The sequence below is a fragment of the Marinomonas sp. SBI8L genome, assembly GCF_001624705.1.
Classification (GTDB): domain Bacteria; phylum Pseudomonadota; class Gammaproteobacteria; order Pseudomonadales; family Marinomonadaceae; genus Marinomonas.
Genome location: NZ_JSEO01000003.1, coordinates 169,234 through 190,173 on the forward strand (window position 1 = coordinate 169,234; position 20,940 = coordinate 190,173).

21 protein-coding genes and 1 other RNA gene are annotated in these 20,940 nt (G+C 40.9%); 19 read left to right on the plus strand and 3 right to left on the minus strand.

Annotated features, from left to right (window positions below; all coding sequences use genetic code 11):
- The first annotated feature begins 322 nt into the window (after positions 1-322).
- The 17 genes from OA91_RS04900 (at position 323) to gspM (ending at position 16,853) form a co-directional block, all read left to right on the plus strand.
- Positions 323-1,300, plus strand: coding sequence for a KpsF/GutQ family sugar-phosphate isomerase (locus tag OA91_RS04900; RefSeq protein ID WP_063336886.1), 978 nt, complete (start codon positions 323-325; stop codon positions 1,298-1,300).
- A 26-nt stretch (positions 1,301-1,326) separates the two neighbouring features.
- Entirely contained in the window at positions 1,327-2,187 is an 861-nt protein-coding gene (gene kdsA / locus OA91_RS04905) for a 3-deoxy-8-phosphooctulonate synthase (protein ID WP_063336580.1), read from the plus strand.
- Positions 2,184-2,783 (plus strand): KdsC family phosphatase, encoded by a 600-nt coding sequence (locus OA91_RS04910; protein WP_046017672.1) that lies wholly within the window; start codon positions 2,184-2,186, stop codon positions 2,781-2,783. The genes kdsA and OA91_RS04910 overlap by 4 nt, the downstream gene beginning before the upstream one ends.
- A 61-nt stretch (positions 2,784-2,844) precedes the next feature.
- A complete protein-coding gene (gene kdsB / locus OA91_RS04915) occupies positions 2,845-3,621 on the plus strand; it encodes a 3-deoxy-manno-octulosonate cytidylyltransferase (RefSeq protein WP_046017671.1) in 777 nt (258 codons plus the stop codon).
- 22 nt (positions 3,622-3,643) lie between these two features.
- Positions 3,644-4,375, plus strand: coding sequence for a hypothetical protein (locus OA91_RS04920; RefSeq protein WP_046017670.1), 732 nt, complete (start codon positions 3,644-3,646; stop codon positions 4,373-4,375).
- A 193-nt stretch (positions 4,376-4,568) separates the two neighbouring features.
- The gene (locus tag OA91_RS04925) at positions 4,569-5,420 is read left to right on the plus strand and encodes a type II secretion system protein N (protein WP_046017669.1); all 852 of its coding nucleotides are present in this window, start codon (positions 4,569-4,571) and stop codon (positions 5,418-5,420) included.
- 18 nt (positions 5,421-5,438) lie between these two features.
- Positions 5,439-7,289, plus strand: coding sequence for a type II secretion system secretin GspD (gene gspD, locus OA91_RS04930; RefSeq protein WP_063336581.1), 1,851 nt, complete (start codon positions 5,439-5,441; stop codon positions 7,287-7,289).
- 341 nt (positions 7,290-7,630) lie between these two features.
- Complete coding sequence (gene traF, locus OA91_RS04935) at positions 7,631-8,932, plus strand: conjugal transfer protein TraF (RefSeq protein WP_063336582.1); 1,302 nt, start codon at positions 7,631-7,633, stop codon at positions 8,930-8,932.
- Positions 8,933-9,099: 167 nt separating this feature from the next.
- Entirely contained in the window at positions 9,100-10,545 is a 1,446-nt protein-coding gene (gene gspE, locus OA91_RS04940; protein ID WP_082827785.1) for a type II secretion system ATPase GspE, read from the plus strand.
- Positions 10,546-10,589: 44 nt separating this feature from the next.
- Complete coding sequence (gene gspF, locus OA91_RS04945; protein ID WP_063336583.1) at positions 10,590-11,792, plus strand: type II secretion system inner membrane protein GspF; 1,203 nt, start codon at positions 10,590-10,592, stop codon at positions 11,790-11,792.
- Between the two features lie 78 nt (positions 11,793-11,870).
- Positions 11,871-12,338: a type II secretion system major pseudopilin GspG gene (gene gspG, locus OA91_RS04950; RefSeq protein ID WP_269447898.1), complete on the plus strand. Its 468-nt coding sequence runs from the start codon at positions 11,871-11,873 to the stop codon at positions 12,336-12,338.
- 42 nt (positions 12,339-12,380) lie between these two features.
- Positions 12,381-12,914 (plus strand): type II secretion system protein, encoded by a 534-nt coding sequence (locus tag OA91_RS04955; protein WP_063336584.1) that lies wholly within the window; start codon positions 12,381-12,383, stop codon positions 12,912-12,914.
- Positions 12,889-13,284 carry a type II secretion system minor pseudopilin GspI gene (gene gspI, locus OA91_RS04960; RefSeq protein ID WP_046017664.1) on the plus strand — a complete coding sequence of 132 codons (396 nt, stop codon included), beginning with the start codon at positions 12,889-12,891 and terminating at the stop codon, positions 13,282-13,284. The genes OA91_RS04955 and gspI overlap by 26 nt, the downstream gene beginning before the upstream one ends.
- A complete protein-coding gene (gspJ, locus tag OA91_RS04965; protein WP_063336585.1) occupies positions 13,284-13,982 on the plus strand; it encodes a type II secretion system minor pseudopilin GspJ in 699 nt (232 codons plus the stop codon). Before gspI ends, gspJ begins: the two co-directional genes overlap by 1 nt.
- Positions 13,975-14,976, plus strand: a complete 1,002-nt coding sequence (gene gspK, locus OA91_RS04970; RefSeq protein ID WP_063336586.1) for a type II secretion system minor pseudopilin GspK — start codon at positions 13,975-13,977, stop codon at positions 14,974-14,976. The genes gspJ and gspK overlap by 8 nt, the downstream gene beginning before the upstream one ends.
- A 57-nt stretch (positions 14,977-15,033) precedes the next feature.
- Positions 15,034-16,338: a type II secretion system protein GspL gene (gspL, locus tag OA91_RS04975; protein WP_063336587.1), complete on the plus strand. Its 1,305-nt coding sequence runs from the start codon at positions 15,034-15,036 to the stop codon at positions 16,336-16,338.
- Entirely contained in the window at positions 16,338-16,853 is a 516-nt protein-coding gene (gspM, locus tag OA91_RS04980) for a type II secretion system protein GspM (RefSeq protein WP_046017660.1), read from the plus strand. The genes gspL and gspM overlap by 1 nt, the downstream gene beginning before the upstream one ends.
- Before the next feature lie 21 nt (positions 16,854-16,874).
- Here the strand turns inward: gspM and OA91_RS04985 are convergent, their stop codons facing one another.
- The 3 genes from OA91_RS04985 to OA91_RS04995 all read right to left on the minus strand — a co-directional run bounded on the left by OA91_RS04985 (position 16,875) and on the right by OA91_RS04995 (position 18,062).
- A complete protein-coding gene (locus OA91_RS04985) occupies positions 16,875-17,450 on the minus strand; it encodes a 5-formyltetrahydrofolate cyclo-ligase (protein ID WP_063336588.1) in 576 nt (191 codons plus the stop codon).
- Between the two features lie 4 nt (positions 17,451-17,454).
- A non-coding RNA gene (gene ssrS / locus OA91_RS04990) (6S RNA) lies at positions 17,455-17,632 on the minus strand.
- Positions 17,633-17,768: 136 nt separating this feature from the next.
- Positions 17,769-18,062 (minus strand): cell division protein ZapA, encoded by a 294-nt coding sequence (locus OA91_RS04995; protein WP_063336589.1) that lies wholly within the window; start codon positions 18,060-18,062, stop codon positions 17,769-17,771.
- A gap of 145 nt (positions 18,063-18,207) precedes the next feature.
- Between OA91_RS04995 and prfB the strand changes: the two genes are divergently transcribed.
- Positions 18,208-19,303 (plus strand): peptide chain release factor 2 gene (gene prfB, locus OA91_RS05000; RefSeq protein WP_157203756.1). Its coding sequence is split into 2 segments (ribosomal slippage): positions 18,208-18,279 and positions 18,281-19,303, totalling 1,095 coding nucleotides; the frame shifts between segments, so codons are not numbered across the junction.
- Between the two features lie 54 nt (positions 19,304-19,357).
- A complete protein-coding gene (gene lysS / locus OA91_RS05005; protein WP_063336591.1) occupies positions 19,358-20,857 on the plus strand; it encodes a lysine--tRNA ligase in 1,500 nt (499 codons plus the stop codon).
- The last annotated feature ends 83 nt before the right edge of the window (positions 20,858-20,940 follow it).

Sequence of the window (20,940 nt, forward strand, 5' to 3'; positions counted from 1 at the left end):
GAGTACCTAACTCACTTTTTTATTGTCTAACTTAACCTTCCCTAATAAAGACCGGCACCTTCAACTATTACCTCAACCAGTCATACCTTTTGCTACATAGATAAGATAGCTTTGTTCAAAGCAGACTTTCTTATTTAAGTCAGTCTTAGCAAATAGTCTTGAAGATAAAAAAGCAGAAAGAATGCTTGTTTCTAGTGGCTTTTTTAGATGGCCTTTAGTTCACCGCATGCTCAATAAGATTTCTATCTTGAACTCGCTTTTTGGGTATAATGCTAGTCATTCTAATTTGTAGAGATCAGACATGGCTGACGTAACAGAAATTATGCCTTCTTCAACACAAGTCCTTAATAAAACAGATGATGAGTTACTTAAAAGTGCTCAACATACCTTGAATACTCAGGCAAACGCCTTGTCTAAGCTAGCTGATTCTGTAACAAATGAATTTGTTAACGCAATTAAATTGATTATGAAAACCCAAGGTCGAACCATTATTTGTGGTATGGGAAAATCAGGCTTAATTGGCGCTAAAATTGCGGCTACCTTAGCTTCGACGGGAACACCAAGCTTTTTTCTCCATCCTGGGGAAGCCTTTCATGGCGATTTAGGTATGATTGAGCCTCAAGATACCTTGATTCTCATTAGTTATTCAGGGGAAACAGAAGAACTTATTCGATTACTGCCTTCTCTAAAAAGCTTTGGTAATCCTTGTATTGCCATGGTCGGGAATTTGCAGTCTACCTTAGCTAAGCATTGTGACTGTGTTTTAGATATTTCTGTAGATAGAGAAACATGCCCAAATAATTTAGCACCAACAACCTCGACAACAATGACAACAGCGATGGGTGATGCTTTAGCGGTGGCTTTGATGGAGTGTCGAAACTTTCAGCCACAAGATTTTGCTCGCTTTCACCCAGGTGGCAGCTTAGGTCGTAAGCTCTTAACTCGTGTTAAAGATCTCATGCATAAGGATAATTTACCTGAATGCACTCCAAGCACTTTATTGAAAGATGCTATTGGCATTATGACCACTGGGCGAATGGGAATGGTATTAGTGAAAGAGGGCAAGGACTTGCTTGGGATTTTCACTGATGGCGATTTACGTCGTGCCATGTTAACAGATGCTGTTGGTATGCTGGATAAAACCATTTCTCAAGTGATGACAGCAAGTCCTAAAACGATACACCAAGATACTTTAATTGCGACGGCAGAAGAGCAAATGTTGCAAGGTAAAATTACCCTGCTGATTGCCGTTGATGATGATAATAATGTAGTTGGCTTACTAGAAATTTACGACCGCTAACTAACTGACTTTTAATGGAAAATAAGATGACAGTAAAAAGTAAAATAATTGAAATTAATCAAGACGTACAAGTTGCTAATCACTTACCTTTTGTACTTTTTAGCGGCGTAAACGTACTTGAATCCCGTGATCTTGCAATGAAGGTTGCAGAAGAGCATGTGAAAGTTTGCCAAACTTTGGATATCCCTTATGTATTTAAAGGGTCATTCGATAAAGCTAATCGCTCTTCCATTAATTCGTTTCGTGGGCCTGGCATGGAAGAGGGTTTGCGTATTCTTGAAGACGTAAAGACAAGTTTTAATGTTCCTGTGATCACGGATGTTCATGAAGTTGAGCAATGTGCGCCTGTTGCTGAGGTGGCTGACGTTATTCAATTACCTGCGTTTTTATCAAGACAAACAGATCTTGTGGTCGCTATGGCTAAAACGGATGCTGTGATTAATATTAAAAAGGCGCAGTTTTTAGCACCTCATGAAATGCAGCACATTCTAACTAAATGTGAAGAAGCCGGTAATGACAAGCTGATGTTATGTGAGCGCGGCACCATGATGGGATATAACAACCTTGTGGTCGATATGCTTGGTTTTGGTTTGATGAAAAAGTTTGATTACCCTGTCATGTTCGATGTTACCCATGCTTTACAGCGTCCTGGTGGTCGTTCTGATTCTGCCGATGGTCGTCGTGCTCAAGTTGCTGAGCTGGCAAGGTCGGGCATGGCACTAGGTTTATCTAGTTTATTCTTGGAAACTCACCCAGATCCAAATCAGGCTAAATGTGATGGCCCATGTGCATTACCGCTAGATAAATTAGAGCCATTCTTAAAACAGTTGAAGCAAATTGATGAATTAGTAAAAGGTTTTGATGAGCTGGATACGAGTGCATCATGATAGATAATGATTTCTTGTCCTCTTACCAAGAAAATGGTGTGCAGTTTCCTGAAAATGTTTTGAAGAAACTACAAGACTTAGAGTTAGTTGTCTTTGATGTGGATGGCGTGCTCACTGATGGTGGCCTTTTGTATGGTGAGCAGGGCGAGACGTTAAAGCGCTTTAATGTGAAAGATGGTGTTGCTTTGAAGCTCTTACCTAAATGGGGGGTTGAGGTGGCTATTATCACGGCAAAAGACTCAGCGCCTTTACGTAAGCGTATGACTGACTTGTCTGTTAAGCACTTTTACCCAGGATGTCATAATAAGAAAGAAGCATTCTTAGACTTGTTAAAGCGACTTAATATCACTGCTGGTAAAGCCGCCTATATTGGTGATGATGTGATCGATCTACAAGTCATGCCACTTGTTTCTTTAGCTTTGTGCCCAAATGATGCTCATGTCTTAGTTAAACGCCATTGTGATATGACATTGCATTGTAAGGCTGGTGAAGGCGTCGCTCGTGAAGTATGTGATTTACTTTTGTCATCACGAATGCCATTAGAAAATGCTTATGAAATCGCCCAAAAACCAGCGTTTGAGAGTAAATCAAACTAGCCTTTAGACGTTAATCCTTGTTTAACTACTGAATCATTTTATATCTGAGCCTATTTCAATTATGTCTAACATACTGCCAGAATTTCATATTGTTATCCCTGCCCGTTATGCTTCTCAGCGTTTCCCTAAAAAGTTACTTGCACCCTTGGCAGGTAAACCTGTTTTGCAGTGGGTTTATGAACTAGCACTTAAAGCCGGTGCGAGTACTGTCGTTATTGCAACAGACCATGAAGATATTTATCGCGCAGTATCTGACTTTGGTGCCAATGTCGTGATGACAAGGGATGATCATGAAAATGGTACAGAGCGTCTTGCTGAAGTTGCTCAAATAATGGGATGGCATGATGATGAAATCATCGTCAATGTACAAGGCGATGAACCTTTATTGCCTGTTGCCATTATACATGATGCGGTGATTGCACTGGCGAATGATGCCTTAGCTGATATGGCTACCATGGCCTGTCGTATTCAGCATAAAGATGACTTTTTTAATGCCAATGTGGTGAAGCTCGTGGTTGATGAAAAAGATCATGCTTTGTATTTTAGCCGAGCGCCTATCCCGTGGGATAGAGATGGCTTTAATCAGGTTCAAGAATTAAATGAGGCTATGCCTGCTTATCGGCATATAGGGATGTATGTATATAGAGCACGATTATTGTCTGCATATTGTAAAATGCCTATGTCTCCTCTGGAAAAATGGGAGAAACTAGAGCAATTAAGATTATTGCATCAGGGCGTTAAAATTAAAGTTGCTTATGCCGAGGGGATGCCGCCCCATGGTGTAGATACAAAAGAGGATTTAGCTAAGTTAAATCGCTTAATAGAAAACCAAGCTTAATCTAGGCATAGGGATATCGTAGATGAAGGTTAAAATTTTTCTCTTTATCTGGTTTGTTTTAGTCTTTTTGGTTGCGGGTGTTGTGCTTGCTCCTTTGCACTTTTGGCGATCAAGTCTAAATCAAGTTTTAACAGAAGAGGGTGTCCGTCTTGAACAGTTTGAAGGTCGGTTCTGGCAAGGAAAGGCTAAGTTAAGGATAAATCAGCTTAGAGGGGATATGCTAATTCAATGGAAATTGAATGGCGTTTTTGAACCAATTGACTTTCAGGTACTGCATAAGGAAATAAAGGCTTGGGGGAGCTTTCAACCTGAAATGGATGAAGCGTCTCTTTGGTTAGATGGTTTAAGCTTATCTAGTGAACTTTTGAACTCATTTTTAGAGCCTTATAAAGCAAAAGTGTCTGGCGGTAACATAGTGCTGGAAAAATTGTACGGAAAATGGCCCTATGTAGAGTCTACACCGAGTAAGTTAAGAGGTAATGGTTACTGGGAAGGTGGGGACCTAGAGTTTGTCGTCTCTAGGCAAAGAGATTCAGTTTCTCTAGATAAAGTACTGTTTGAATTGATTAATATTAATTCAATAAACCAACTGAAAGTAACCTCTTTAAAAGGTGTTCCTCTTATAAATGCTGGTGTGAGTCCGCAAGGTGATGCGGAGTTATCTGTCATGCCTGCTGTATTTGAGCTAATCAACCAGCCATGGACTGGTGATATGGATGCGCCTGTTTTTGTTATGACAGATAAGGTTTTTTGATATATTAGTAATAACAGTTAGTGTGTAACATATTGATTAAGGTAAGTTTCTAGATAAATTCTTACTTATAAAACTTAATTTAGTAGATAAATTAAGTTTTACCAAATTGATTTAACAATAATAAGTAGATGAGATAAGTCATGCTAAAAAGAAGCCATCAACAAGAATCTACTTCACCTAAGAGGTGTTGGTGATGGCTGTGGGCGTCTTACGTATTGAGGCTTGGCTTCGCTATTTAGCTTTATTTAGCTTTGTTAGTCTTTCTGCTTATTCTGCTGCGCAAATTTTTTGGTCTTTTACACCTATGCCTGAACCAGAGCTGGCAGCTATAGATTTTCGTGCTGCGCAAAATAATAAAGCTCAAGTGAACATGGCTTCATCCTCTTTGTTTGGCTACCTTGCCGAAGTTGAAGAAAAAGCAGTCGAACCGACTAAAAAAACTAAATTAAAACTGACTCTAAAAGGGGTTATGCCAGCGTTAGAGATGAAAGACTCTATGGCTATTATCAGCTCCAGAAGTAAAAAAGATGAAGTTTATCGCATTGATACGCAAATCATTCGAGGTGTTCTTCTTAAAGAAGTATACAGCGATCACGTTATTCTGGAGCGTGCTGGTAAGTCTGAATCATTATATTTCGATGAAGATAAATTGCTTACTTTGATAGAGAGTGCAGATAACCAAGCCTTAGCTCAACAAAAAACAGTACCTGCGAATACAAGAAAGTCAGTCGAAAGTGATGTGGGTACGCTTTCACCCGCAGAAATTCTAGATACCTATGAAGCTTTGTTTGAAGAAGACCCTAATGCGCTTTTAGCATCTACAGGGTTACGCTCGAATGGTACCTCTTATGAGGTACTTGCATCTAGTTCTCTCATTGCTATGGGTCTAAAAGCGGGAGATAAAATCGTCGCTGTAAATGGGCAAAGTGTGGGTAATATCGAAAGTGATGCTGGATTAGGTGAATTAGTTCGAAAACAAAGCGTCGCTAATTTTCAAATCCAACGGGGAAGTCGGACCTTTTCTGTGTCATATCCGATTAAATAACAATATAAAGGATGGTAGATGTATTCTGTTGTAACGCAAAAACTGCTTAAGTTAGTTGTATCTCTTTGTTTATTTATTCCTTTGATGGCAATCGGGAAAACTTGGCAAGTTAATTTGCAGCAGGCGGATATTGGGATTTTTATTCGACAAGTCGCTGAAATGACAGATAGAAGCTTTATTGTTGATCCTAGAGTAAAGGGTAAAGTGACAGTTATCTCGAATGCGAGTTTGGATGAAGATGCTGTATTTCGTTTATTCCTATCCGTACTGACCGTCCATGGTTATGCTGTTTTAGAATCACCTGAAGGTTTTAAAATATTGCCGCAAAATATTGCTAAGCAAGGTGGATTGAACTTTGATCCATCAGGCGGTGCGCCAGGTGAGTTAATGGTTACCCGTGTATTAGCGATCAAAAATGCGGTTGCTTCAGAACTTGTTCCTATTTTACGTCCACTGATTCCTCAATATGGCCATCTTGCGGCTGTTCCAACAATGAATGCTCTGATTATTAGTGATCATGCAGATAATATCCGCAGTCTAGAAGACTTAGTTGAGCGTCTTGATAGCACCAACGAAGGTGAAATGACAGTGGTGGCGTTAAAACATGCATGGGCAGGAGATGTCATTACTCTGTTGCAGCAATTGACGACAACCACAACGGGCAAAGGGGCAAGATCCAGTGATGTTACCACCATAGTTGCTGATGAAAGAACAAATCGTCTTATCTTAAAAGGTAAACCAGGTGAGCTTAATCAAATAAAAGATTTGATTATAAAATTGGATATTCCTGCTGAAAAATCAAGTCGACTTCAATATATCCCGCTGCAATACGCTGATGCGACGAAAGTTGCTGATTTGTTAAAAGGTGTTGTCGGTGATATCGAGAAAAAAGAAGGCTCGGCGCCAGTTTTAACAACAAATATCCAAGCTGATACTGACCTAAATGCGCTATTAATTAATGCCGAGCCAGGTGTGATGACAGAAATCTATTCTGTATTACAGCGTATTGATGTACCAAGAGCACAGGTTCTAATTGAGGCTGTTATTGTTGAAATTACTGTGACAGATACAGAAGAGCTGGGTGTACAGTGGTTAATAGGTGGTAATGACGGTTTGAACTCTGGTACAAACTTTACCACTGCAGGTACTTCCGTTAGCTCGATTGTGACATCGGTAGGTTCGAACGGTACTAACTCTTTAGCGACGGGTGGTACTGCTATTTTAGGTGATACTAATCTAGGCGCTATTATTCAAGCGCTTCAAAGTAAAAGTAACTCCAACCTTTTATCAACGCCAAAAATACTCACCTTAGATAACCAAGAAGCACGTATTCTAGTGGGTGAGACTAGACCCTTCCAAACAGGGGAGTACTCTGAGAGCAGTAGTAGTACCTTTGTGACGACTTCCCGAGAAGATGTGGGCCTGACCCTTAAAGTGACACCGCATATTAACTCGGGTAACGAAGTGAAAATGGAAGTGTTTCAAACAGTTGAATCTGCCTCAGATGAAGCAAGTTCTCTAGGGACTATTACAACAGTACGTGAAGTAGAAACTGTGGTGATTGCTGGAGATAGGCAAACTATAGTGCTTGGTGGTCTGATTCAAGACAATATTACTGAGTCAAAACAGAAGGTGCCTTTCCTTGGTGATATTCCTTTTGTAGGGGCCTTGTTTAGAAGTAGTTCATTCACCATTGATAAGAAAAATCTTCTTGTTTTTATTCGTCCTACCATTATTCGTGGTAAAGCTAATGCTGACAGTGTAACTAATACTCAATACCAAGGCTTTAGGGCGGTTGAGCTTCAAATGAGTGCACCAAGAGAGGGTGGCATTGAAGGTTTGTTTGAACCTGAACTATCTGATGAATAACGTATCTGGATAAAGCGTATCTGATTGCTAGGGAGGAAGCTGCGATTAAGTTACCTCTTCTTAGTCTGCTCTTTTAAAGTATACGAGAAAAAGTGTTACTTTTTCTGAAATGCCGCTTAGGTATTCTTCAAAGACCCGAAGGGCGCGGCCTAGAAACACTGTTTTTACGTCTAGTGCCTTATTAATGGAATGACTATTAAGTTGCGGCTCTACCATAAATCTAGGCACTTTTATCCACACGCTGAGGTGGGAGGACTTATTCGCAGGTTCCCTAGTACTTAAATCCACTTTGATGATAATGTTGGGACTTTCAAAGTCGGTTTACTTATAAAGAGGAATGAATGGCAAGAAAGCTGTACCTAGTACTAGCGTTTTTTTATAGTGCTTTGTGTTTATCTGGACAACCGGTTTATCACCCCATAGGCTCTGCATCGACTTTAGGCTCTGTTACAAATAGCCGTTTTATATCAAGCAGCTTATCAAATCCAGCTAGCCCATTTTTAATGTTTGATGAGAATGAAAGTCGTGATAATCCGAGAGGCTTATTTCGTTTTGGTATATTAGGGCCTGGCGGATTTGGTGCTGAGGTTGGTCAACTTGATTCTTTATCGGACGAGCTTGATGGGCTTGAATCCGTTCTAAATGATACTAGTCTGACGAGTGCTGAAGCGGCTGCTGCACAGACAAAATATAATGCCTTTTTGAAAAATGCTGGTGAACAGGGCTATATAAAGGTTTCTACTGCTGGCTATGTTCCTGCTTTTCCTATTTTTTATAAACATCCTAAATTTGGTACCTTGGCCTTTGATTTGATACTTCAGGGTGAAGGGAAAATGAAAGTGCTTGATGACGATATTGATGTCGTTGTGAGCGGTGGTAGTACAACTTTGGAAACTGATTCATCTGTCTACTCTAAGACAGCATTGGCTGCCGTATTTGGTGTAGGTTATAGCAAACAAGTATTACGAACTCGGCAGGGACGCTTAATCTTAGGCTCTAAGTTTAATCTGACTCGAATGAAGCTGGAACGAAGCTTAAGTACGATTGAGAATATAGATAATGATGGTCAGTTTGAGGAGAGTGAGGCATTTTCGACTAACTATAGTGTTGATCTAGGGGCTATTTGGTTAACTCAGAATGTTTTATATGGTGCTAAAGTCACTAACCTGAATGAGCCTACCTATTACTACGATACTTTAGGCGGTGGTTGTGCCGTAAAAACAGGTGCGGCTTTAACCAATTGTAATACTGTTGCGACTTTCGTTAGTTCAAATGATCTGACCCACGATGAAACTTATGTAGCAAAGCGTCAGTTTAGTATAGAAGCTTCAAGTTCGTTTGCTAATGGGCTTTGGAGTGTGCAATCTAGTTTAGACCTGAATGCTGTTGTTGATGCTGTCGATGATGAATACCAATGGTTAGTTGTGTCTTCAAGTTATTATGGGGATTTATTGTTACCCGGCTTTCGAGCTGGCTATAGCCGCAACCTTGCGGGAACCCAATTAGATTATATTAATCTTGGTTTTACTTTTTTCGATCGGGCTAACTTAGATTTTGGTTGGTCTTTGGATACGGTTAAAGTTGATGGAAAGTCTTTGCCGAGATCCTTGTTTGTTAATCTAGGGATAGAGTCAGCATTTTAAAGTGGTTTTATAGGTTAGTATTTTGAGACTTTTTGTTTTCTTAGGCTGTCTAACCAAGCTTTGTGTTGTTTGAAGCTTGAGTGGTATTTAAATTGATGTAATTGTACTAGGTCTTTGTACTAAAAATGACTCTAGTCTCTGATTTATAAGGAAGTGTTTTGTCGTCATTGCCCTATTCATTCGTTAAACAATCCGGTGTACTGTTAAGGCAGGATGCAGACTTGTGGGTGCTTGTGCATAAACAGGGAACTGACCTTAAAGCCATTTCAGAGGCGTTAAGAATTTCACCAAAAGAACCGAGAATTGAATGTTTAAGTGACGCTGACTTTGATGAAGCTGTTGTGCGTTTCTATCAGCAAGAAGGCGGACAATCTTTAGCTATGGCGCAAGGGATTGGTGATGATATGGATTTGGCAAGTGTTGCCGAAGCCTTGCCAGAAAGTGAAGACCTATTAGAGCGTGAAGGCGATGCGCCTATTATCCGTCTAATCAATGCCATTATGAGTGAAGCGGTAAAAGAAGAAGCTTCAGATGTGCATATTGAAACCTTTGAAAGACGATTGGTCGTCCGTTTTCGTGTAGATGGTATTCTACGTGAAGTGATAGAGCCAAGGCGAGCATTAGCACCAATGCTAGTGTCTCGTATTAAAGTCATGGCTAAGCTTGATATTGCAGAGAAACGTGTGCCCCAGGATGGACGCATAGTGCTTAGAATTTCAGGACAAGAAGTGGACGTGAGGGTATCAACACTGCCTTCATCCCATGGTGAGCGTATCGTAATGCGATTGCTTAATAAGCAGGCGGGACGCTTAGATTTAACCCATTTAGGCATGAATGAATCTGATCGTGAGAGGTTGCGAGATGTAATCTCTCATCCCCATGGCATTCTATTGGTAACAGGTCCAACAGGATCTGGTAAAACCACTTCTCTTTATGCTTCTTTAGGCTATTTAAACAACGGGCGTCGCAACATTATGACGGTTGAAGATCCTGTTGAATACCATTTAGAAGGTATAGGTCAGACACAGGTTAATAGTAAAGCTGATATGACTTTTGCCCGCGGGTTAAGGGCGATATTACGTCAAGACCCTGATGTGGTCATGATAGGTGAAATCAGGGATAAAGAAACCGCTGAAATTGCGGTACAAGCATCTTTAACCGGCCACCTAGTTCTTTCTACTCTTCATACTAATAGTGCGGTCGGAGCCATTACTCGTTTAGAAGATATGGGCGTTGAGCCTTTCTTATTATCCTCTTCAATTGTGGGTGTTCTATCGCAAAGGTTGGTGCGTAAACTCTGTGATGACTGCAAACAGCCAGTTCAAGCGGATGAAGCAACTCAGGCCTTATTAGAGGTTGATTCCCCCGTCACTATTTATCATGCAAAAGGTTGCGATAGTTGTTTTGATCAAGGGTATCGCGGCCGTATTGGCCTTTATGAGTTAATTCTGATTGATGAAGGTGTGAAAACCCTGATTCATAGTCAGGTAGGTGAGCAGGCCATGGAGCAGCATGTGCGACAAACAACTCCTAGCTTACGACAAGATGGTATGAAGAAGGTAATAGCAGGTAATACCACTGTTGAGGAAGTGCTGCGAGTGTCTCATGGTTGATACGAGACATGATTTAGGTTTGATGAAGAGAGAGGTTATGACAAATGGCAGCATTTGAATACCTAGCTCTAGATGCTAAAGGTAAGAAGAAAAAAGGCGTTTTAGAAGCCGATAATGAACGCCATGTTCGTCAAATGTTGCGAGAACAGGGCAAAGTATTACTTGAAATTCACCAAGTAAAAGAGAAGCAAACAAACAGCTTTTTTAGCCCTGGTATCAATATTAAAGAAAGGTCTTTGCTCACACGACAGCTAGCCACTTTGATTGATGCAGGCCTTCCCATTGAGGAGGCTTTAACAGGAGTCGCCCAGCAGGCAACCAAAAATAAAATACGCAGTATGTTGCTTTCCATTCGATCTAAGGTCATGGAAGGTCATAGTTTGGCAGAAGCATTAGCGAGTTACCCTAAAGCCTTTCCAATTCTGTTTCGAGCCAGTGTTGAGGCAGGTGAACAGTCTGGCCATCTACATGGCGTACTAATGCAACTGGCTGACTTTACTGAAAGGCAAAAACAAAATGCGCAAAAAATACAAATGGCCATGATGTATCCGGCCATTTTAACTTTTGTAGCGATTGGTATTGTGAGTTTCTTATTGGGCAGTGTGATGCCAGATATCGTTCAGGTGTTTGATACACAGGGTGCTGAGCTGCCTGGTATTACGCAATTTATGTTGAGCTTGAGCAATCTAATTACAGGTTATGGTGCGCGATTTGTCATAGTTGTTGCTCTAGTCATTATTTTTTATCTCTGGTTAGTCTCTAAACCTGCTCCTAAGAAAATAAAAGATAAATTAGTACTTAAAATACCCGGTATAAGTAGCTTGGTAAGAGTGTCTCAAGTGACGCGTTATATTAGTACTTTAGCCATGCTGTCTAGTAGTGGTGTGCCATTGGTAGAAGGTATGAATATCGCGTCTCAAGTCGTGGATAATCTTGCTATGCAGGATGCTTTGAGAGATTGCCAGCAAAAGGTCAAAGAAGGTGGCAGTTTAGGTAAAGCGTTCGAAGCAACGAAGCTGCTACCGCCTATGATGCTGCAACTCATACAAAGTGGTGAGCGAAGTGGAGAGCTAGACCAGATGTTAGCAAGAGCCGCAAGGCAGCAAGAAGATGATACGAATGCTTGGATAGGTACTTTGGTTGCACTATTTGAGCCACTAATGCTGCTTGTGATGGGCGGAGCTGTGATGATGATAGTCATGGCTATTTTACTGCCAATTATGAATATGAACCAATTATTGAATTAATAACAAAGCTTATTTGGTGGTTTCCTGCTGTTAAATAAGACGATAAATAACACTCAATACTCGTGATAGGAATGATACATGAATAGAGTTAACCGCAATTTGGCAATGAAAAAACCGCGTTCTAATACGCAAAAGAAAGGCTTTACCTTGCTTGAACTAATGGTGGTCTTAGTTATCCTTGGTGCTCTTATTGGTATGGTTGCACCTAATATTCTAGGTCGTTCTGATGATGCCAAAGTGTCAGTTGCTAAGACTCAAATTCGAAACCTTATGTCAGCTTTAGATTTATATAAATTAGACAATGGAAACTATCCAGCGACGGCGCAAGGCTTAGAAGCTTTGGTAAATAAACCAACAGGTTTTCCAGAAGCGAAGAACTGGAAGTCGGGTGGCTATGTGAAAAAACTACCTCTAGATCCTTGGGGTAATGATTTTGTTTACATCAGTCCTGGTGCAACCGGTGACTATGATCTGATTGCATTAGGCTCTGATGGCCGTGAAGGCGGTGATGAAAACGCAGCTGACTTAAGTCAGGATGACCTTTAAGGTCTTGATGTTATTGATATGACTATATTGAGGAGGGCATAAATGAGATGTATTGCTAAACCCTCCTCAAGCGTCTCTCAACAAAAAGGTTTCACCTTACTTGAGTTGATGGTGGTGCTGGTCATCATTGGCAGTTTGCTCGGAATGGTAACCGTTGCTTATCAAGTGGATGATGACGAAGAAGCCGTAAGGTTAGATGCTCAGTCAGTCAGACTATTTATTCAACATCAAATTGACCAATCTTGGTTAGATGGAAAAACCTTAGGCGCTAAAGTTAGTGCGAGAGAGATTAACCTCTTTGAGTTCGATTTAGACAATGAAGTTTGGCTTGAGACAGAATTTAATTGGGAACCTGATTCTGAACAGGTGGAAGTAAGTCTCTTGCTGTCAGATACCGAAAAAGCGGGTGACATTGCTAAAAGTAGTTTAGTCAGAGAAGTTGATTTGGCTTTTGTGGCAAGCGGTGAATACTCTCCTTTTAAACTGAATATTCGCATTATCGATGATACTTCTGATGGCCATAGCTTTTTGTTAGAGGGGGATGGCGTCAATGCCCTTGAACTTAGCGAAAACTAAAGCTGGCTTTACATTGATGGAAGTCTTAGTGGCATTGGTGATATTGGCTTTTGTCAGTCTGGTCTTGGTGCAAGTAACAAGCCAGTCAACCAGTCAAGCAGACTATCTCAAACGAAAAATGTTGGCAGTGTGGATAGCGCAAGACAGATTAACTTACCTAAAACTACTTTCAATTAGTGGACAAGAGTTAGAACTTGGAGACCAAGAGGTTGAGCAAGCTAATTTATCTTGGTCAAGTGAGGCTCTGGTAACTAAGACTGCAAATGGCGTGATTACCATTGAAGTTGCTGTTTTTCAGCCGCCTGGTGCTGACAATTCAATTTATCGCATGACAGGCTTTGTTGCTGCACGGACTGAGGATGATGGCTGATGGCTTCTTATAAGCAAGGTCGCGTCTTGACGGGTAGAAAAGGGTTTAAAGCTATACAAGCTGTTTCTGCTTTTACCTTGGTCGAAATGTTAGTTGTTGTTGGTATTTTAGGTTTTATTGGCTTGGCTAGTTTCGATATGGCGAGCATGGGAGTCAGGGTCAAACGGGCTTTAATTGATCAAGAAAAAGTCATGTTCGATAGCATTCGCTTATGGCAGTGGATAGAGCGAGATATGGAGCAGCTGGTTGATCGTACTGTAAGAGATGAACTTGGTGAGTATGAATTTTCACTAAAACTAGACGATGGAAAATTAGATTTTACTAAGGCTGGCTGGATTAACCCTTTAGGTATCAACCGTTCTGAACTGCAAAGGGTGAGCTATGAGTATGACGAGTCTGAAGGTATATTAAAGCGAACTTTTTGGCGGGTCTTGGATAAAGAGCAGGATGTTGAAACCTTAGTTCAAGAGTTTGATGGCGTTTCGAGTTTTAGCATTAATCTACTTAATACTGATGTTGAATGGACAGATACTTGGCCGCCAGTGAATGATGGAACTTTACCGGGGGAAGTGGAAAAGCCGGCTGATATGCCATGGGTTGTACAAATTAATATGGCCACTGAAGGGCTTGGTTTAGTGAGCCGTATGTTCGCTGTGCCCAGTTACCCTTTTAACTATGATGCTGATGATAATGGCTAAAAGAGTGAAACGTCCTAATCGCTTGATGGCTGCTAAACAAAGCCACGGTGTGGCTTTAATTATGGCTTTAATGGTCTTTGCCTTAGTTGCCGCAATTGCCGCTAGTATTATGTCTCAGTTAGCAAGAGAGCGAAGCTTGCTTGATCAAATGCAATCCACCGCGGCGTTAAAGCAGCAGCTATTGGGTGGGGAATCTTGGGCTAGGTATGCCTTTGCAAAGTTAGATGAGTCCGAGTTACCTAGTCTTGAAGAGTCTCGTTGGGTTTTGCTAGATCAAAACTTTGCTTTGGATAACCCAGGAGACTCAATGCGAGTTGTCGTGGTTGATAGGCAGGGCTGCTATAACGTGAATCGTTTTGCTGATGAAGCGCTAAGCAATGCCGCTTTATCAGAAACTAAACGCCTGTTCGCCAGTTTAAGTGTTGATTCTGCCTTGGCCGAGCCACTAAAAGATTGGCTTGATAAAGACCAGAATATTACGGGTAGTGATGGTCATGAAGATGAGTATTATTTGGGATTAACACCTGCTTATCGAACCTCAGATAGTCGCTTAATTAGCGAAACTGAATTTGATTTATTGCAGTGGGATGAGGAAACCAAAACCAGTTTGATACCTTGGCTTTGCATTTGGCCTGAAAATCTAGGTATCAATGTGAATCGCATGAGCGAAGAGCTGTTAGTGACTATGATAGAAAATATTAGTACTCAGCATAAAGAGGCTGTATTAGCTCAAATGGATAGTAGTGGCTTTGAAACGCTCGATGACTTTTTGAATAATGTTAACCTGACTAGTTATAGCTTAGAAAAAGTAGATTGGCGTACAGATATTCTTTTGGTTGATGTTTTCGTGGACGTTACTTTAGGGGAGCGCTCTATGTCTTTGCATAGCAAGCTTTATCAATCAGAGGATGGCCCTGTGATTAGTTATTATCGCGCTTATGGACCGAATAAAAAACTGCAAGCTATGTTTGGAATAGAAGCATTAGAGGAATAATGCTAAGTCGTGAAATAGGATGAATTTTTAAATGAATCAGCAATTAGGTAGTGGCAAATGAATCGCCTTTATATCAGGACTATTGAAGCCCAATCTGACACAAAAAATGATGAAGAGGAGCGAACCTATGCCCTTGCTGATCAATTCGAATGGCTGTTATTAGCACCAAGTTCAGATGTGCTTAATGCAGGCAAAGATAAAACAGCCGCTCAATTACAAGAAGCACTACAAGACCTAAACCTGACCTATGGCGAATTAATTTTTATACCGCCAGAGCACAGAGTTCAAGTGAGACGAGTTGAGTTAGCAAAAGGGCAGCACCGTCACGCAGGACAGGTGATTCCTTTTTTATTAGAAGAAAGCTTAGGCCAATCTCCTGATGAACTACATTACACCTTGTTAAATAAATCAGATAAAGACCATCAGTGGGTGAGTGTCGTTGCAAAAGATGTGATGGCCTCTTGGATTTATGATTTACAAAATATGGGATGGCCACAGGCGTGCATATTAGCTGTCAATAATATGTTGCCCTTTTGGCCTGAACAAGATGATGATTTAGACTTTATTTTTACCTCAGCGGATAGTTTGCTCTATAAGGATCAAGACTCTGTTTCTTGCTTACCTTTGTCTGGGCAGGCATTTCTACCTAAAAGAGAAAGGTATCGACTTTGCTGTGATTCGGATACTCAGGAAGGCTTCCAGTCATTAGCAACTACATTTGATATTGTTTCCCCTTGGTCAAATTATCGTACTAATGATAAAGGTAAATTAGAAACCTGGTTGTTTATCGTTGCCTCCAAGGTGCAAACAAACAGTAAGCTTTTACTATCAAATCTGTGCCATGGAGAGTTTGGGCGTCAGACTCAAATCTTTGCGCGGTTAAAACCCTGGTTTTGGGTACTCGTGTTTGCGGTGTTTAGCTTAGGGACTGAGCTGTATTTAACCGTGAAGAAAACCAATGAACTGAATGCTCAAGCAGATGTAATATATCAAAAATCTAGCCAAGCCTTTTTAAAACTGGCGCCTGACGAAGGACGCGTTTCTTATTTAGATAGGCAGATTAAAGGCCGTATTCAAAGGGCGAAACAAGGCCAAGGACAAACTCAGAAAACCTTCACTGTCTATGAGGTGATGGCAATGGTTGATCAAGTTAGAGCTAAAGTAGTGGGTGAGCATCGTATTACTAAGCTTGATTATGCTAATCAAGAATATCGTTTAGATTGGCAGGCAGAGCAAAGGGATGTACTGGATGCGATTCAGTCTGCGCTTGAAAAAGAGCCATTAGATGTAGTCTTTGAACAGGTCGCAAAACGAGGTGAAAAATATGTAGCCTCAATTAAACTGAAAGCGGAGGCGAAATAATGGCTTGGTTAGAAGCGCAAATCCGAAACAGCAGCTTGCTTTATCCTATGGTTCAAAAATATCAGGCGCTTTCGAAAAGAGAGCAAACACTCGTGGGTGTCATGTCTCTCGTGATATTTCTGTATTTGATTTACTCCAGTCTTTGGCTACCAATTCATGAGCGCCAAGAGGCCGCTCAAAAGAAGTTAGATGCAAATTTAAAAACCTATTACTTATTGGTTGAGAACGCCGCTTTATTAAATGCTAATCAAGCTGATCAGGGTGTCGTGCTCGAAGATAGGAGTGGACAAGCTTTGCAAGCCTTAGTCAGTCGAACTATGCGAAAACAGAAGTTAGTGGCTCAACGTATGAACCTTGATGGAGACAGTCGGTTACAAGTTTGGGTTGAAAATACGTCTTATTCTGAGATAAGTAAGTGGTTAGAAGTACTGGCGAAAAACAAAGTTGCGATTTTTAGTGTGCAGTTTGCTAGTCGTGATCTTGGCATAGTAGATATGCGTTTAACTTTGGATTAAACGCATATTTAAGTATTTATCCTAATTCTTTTTTGTTGAGATATAGAGGCTGTCAGTGGCAATAGCATCAAGCGGGACATCCCAGCTTTCAATTGGCAAAGAATCAACTTTCTGGCAATCATGCGCTAGCCCAACTAAAAGAGACTCTCTGGCTGCAAAGGTTTTATCGTAATAGCCGCCTCCCATGCCTAACCTGCCTCCTAAAATATCAAAGCCAACTAGTGGCATAAAGACAAGTTTCATATCGGCACCCATTAGAGGGTTTTTATCGATAGGCTCTGCAATATTAAATTGGTTTTTTTGCCACTCGCATTCGTTGTGGTAATGAGCAAATACTAGGGTTTCACCATTAAGGCATGGAAGGTAAGTTTTTATACTCTGCTGCCATAACCAATTACAAATATGGTGGGGTGATATCTCGCCATCATTTGCTAGGTAAAGGGCTACTTTGTCATTAGCCTTAAGCTGAGCTAGAGGTGAGTCAAGGTTTTGTATTAGCTGTTCGAATAGATTAAGTGCAGCGGTTTCTTGTTGTGCTGGAGTAAGGGACTGACGATTTTGTCTTAATTGAGAGCGTAGGTTACTACGAAGAGTCATGATAGGGTTTCCCAAGTTGCCGCACCGACTATAGGCCTTGAACCCAGTGGTTCAAGGAGGAAAGAATCGAGATTTTTAAGGCTTTCCGACGCACGGACATGCACACCAAACCCACAGACTCTTTCCAGGAGTATACTCATAGGCTCAAGGGCGTTAAGCCGATTCGTACAACCCAGGAAACGGGCAGAGTATAATGTAAAAAAAATAAAAAAACACCAGTGATACGCTTTTTTCAAAGCATTCTAAAACATAAAATGCCTTGGTTGAACGCTTTGTAATCAAGCCTGTTTAAAGCCTGATCAATGAGTTAGTTAAAAGCTAACCCACTTTAGATTTATTTGTTAACGCTGTATCTAATTGAGATGTTAATTCACGTAACTGTTGCTCATTTTTACGTGTGTATTTACGACTAGAAAGCATGTCGTGAGTAATATTTAGGGCAGCGATAATAGCGATCTTTTCCATACCAATGATTTTGCCGCTCGCTTTAATTTCTCGCATTTGATTATTAAGATATTCTGCCGCATCTTGCAGTTCTGACTCATGCCCTTTAGGGCAGCTTATCTTAAATTCTTGACCCAGAATGTCGACTGAGACAGTTGGTTTTTCCATGATGATACCTTTTTATTAATCCGGCCTTAAAAAATGGTTTATTTTTAAGCATTGTAAGGCTAATAGGATTTTATGATGCTGGTAAATTCGTTACAATCGCAAGTTACGAATATTTACCCTGATTTATAGCAAATTGAAGCCGAGTATGGAAATCAATCCGATCATATCTAAGATAAAAGAACTGTCTGAGCGCTCCCTGACTCTTAGGGGGTATCTTTGACTATGAAACAAAGCAAGAACGACTTGAAGAAGTAACCCGAGAGCTTGAAGATCCTGATGTCTGGAATGATCCAGATTATGCTCAAAAGCTAGGGAAGGAACGTGCTGCACTTGAAGCAGTAGTCAGTGTATTAGATACCATGTCTAGTGGCTTAGTAGATGCTAAAGAATTACTAGATATGGCCGTTGAAGAAGACGATGAAGATTCGGTAGAAGCAGTCACTCTGGAGCTAGAAGAGCTTGAAGCTCAATTAGCTAAGTTAGAGTTTAGACGCATGTTCTCTCAAGAAATGGACCCAACTAATGCCTTCCTTGATATCCAGGCTGGATCTGGTGGAACAGAGGCTCAAGATTGGGCCAATATGTTGTTGCGTATGTATTTACGTTGGGGTGAAGATAAAGGTTTTAAAGTTGAGTTGATGGAAGTTTCAGCGGGTGATGTTGCAGGCATAAAATCTGCCACAATTCGCTTTGAAGGCGAGTATGCCTTTGGTTGGTTAAGAACAGAAACAGGTGTTCATCGCCTTGTTCGAAAATCACCTTTCGACTCGGGTAGTCGCCGCCATACTTCTTTTGCATCAGTATTTTTATCACCTGAAATTGATGACAATGTAGAAATTGAGATCAACCCAGCTGATATCCGAACCGATACTTATCGTTCGTCTGGTGCTGGTGGTCAGCACGTAAATACAACAGACTCTGCTGTGCGTATTACACATATGCCAACAGGGATAGTGGTGCAATGTCAGAACCAACGTTCGCAACATGCGAACCGTGACTTTGCCATGAAGCAGTTGCGTGCCAAGCTTTATGAGTTTGAAATGAAAAAACGTACAGAAGCAGCACAAGCTGTGGAAGATACAAAATCTGATATCGGGTGGGGCAGTCAGATACGCTCTTACGTACTAGACTCATCTCGTATTAAAGATTTACGAACCGGTGTTGAAAGCTCAAACACGGGTTCAGTGTTAGACGGAAACCTAGATCAATTTATTGTCGCGAGTTTGAAACAAGGCTTATAGCTTAATCTGAACTACCACGACTAAAACATTTTTAAGATGAGAATTTAAAACACCATGGCCAATGAAAACAGCCCAGAACAAAGCGCTACTGAAGATAATAAATTGATTGCAGAGCGCCGTGCTAAATTAAATAGCATTCGTGAGCAAAGAAATGCTTACCCTAACGATTTCCGTCGTGATGCTTATGCAGAAGATTTACAAAAAGAATTCGCAGATAAAGAAAAACCAGAACTTGAAGCCTTAGATCATAAGGTAAGTATTGCGGGCCGTATTGTGCGTAACCGTGGTGCTTTCATGTTACTTCAAGACATGTCTGGTCAGATCCAAGCTTATGTAAACCGTAAAGCTTTAAGCCCTGAATTACTTGCGGATCAAAAAACTTGGGATCTAGGTGACATTGTTGGTATTAAAGGCCCTGTGCATAAATCGGGTAAAGGTGACCTTTATGTGGATATGCAAGAAGCTGTTTTATTAACTAAGGCGTTGCGTCCATTACCTGATAAGCATAAAGGCTTGGCAGATATGGAAACTCGCTACCGTCAGCGTTACGTTGACCTTATTGTGAACGAAGAGTCTCGTAAGACTTTCCAAATGCGTTCACAAATCGTGTCTACAATTCGTCGTTTCCTTGAAGATCGTCGTTTTACTGAAGTTGAAACACCTATGATGCAAACGATTCCAGGTGGTGCTTCTGCACGTCCTTTCGTGACTCATCATAATGCGATGGATATGCAAATGTTCTTACGTATAGCGCCTGAACTTTATTTAAAGCGTTTGGTTGTAGGTGGTTTTGAGCGAGTTTTCGAAATTAACCGTAACTTCAGAAACGAAGGTGTTTCAACTCGTCATAACCCAGAATTTACTATGATAGAGTTTTACCAAGCTTATGCAGATTACAAGGATCTAATGGATCTGACAGAAGATATGCTGCGTGATGTTGCTGAAAAAGTGCTAGGTACAACTAAGGTAACTTATCAAGGTTCTGAGTATGATTTTGGTGCGCCATTTGTTCGTATGACAATGGTTGAGTCTATTTTGCACTATAACCCTGAATTAACTGAAGCAGATATCAGTACGCTGGAAGCAGCGACAGAAGTTGCTAAAAAGCTTGGTATTCAGGTTAAGCCTATTTGGGGGCTTGGTAAGCTACAGACTGAGATTTTTGAAGAGACAGCTGAATCTAAGTTAGACCAGCCAACTTTCATCACAGCTTATCCTGCAGAAGTATCTCCTTTGGCTCGCCGTAATGATGATAACCCTTTCATTACTGATCGTTTTGAGTTCTTCGTGGGTGGTCGTGAGATTGCAAACGGTTTCTCTGAGCTTAACGACCCAGAAGATCAAGCGGATCGCTTTAATAAGCAGGTTGCTGAGAAGGATGCTGGTGATGATGAGGCTATGCATTTTGATGCCGATTACATTAATGCCCTTGAGCATGGTCTTCCGCCAACCGCTGGTGAAGGTATTGGTATCGACCGTTTGGTTATGTTGTTTACCGATGCGCCTTCTATCCGTGACGTTATCTTGTTCCCGCATATGCGTCGCCAAGACTAGTCTAGAGTGCTTTAACGTTAAACAATAAGGCCTCTTTTGAGGCCTTATTTATTTCTAATACCGTTTTAAATATAGGATTAGCC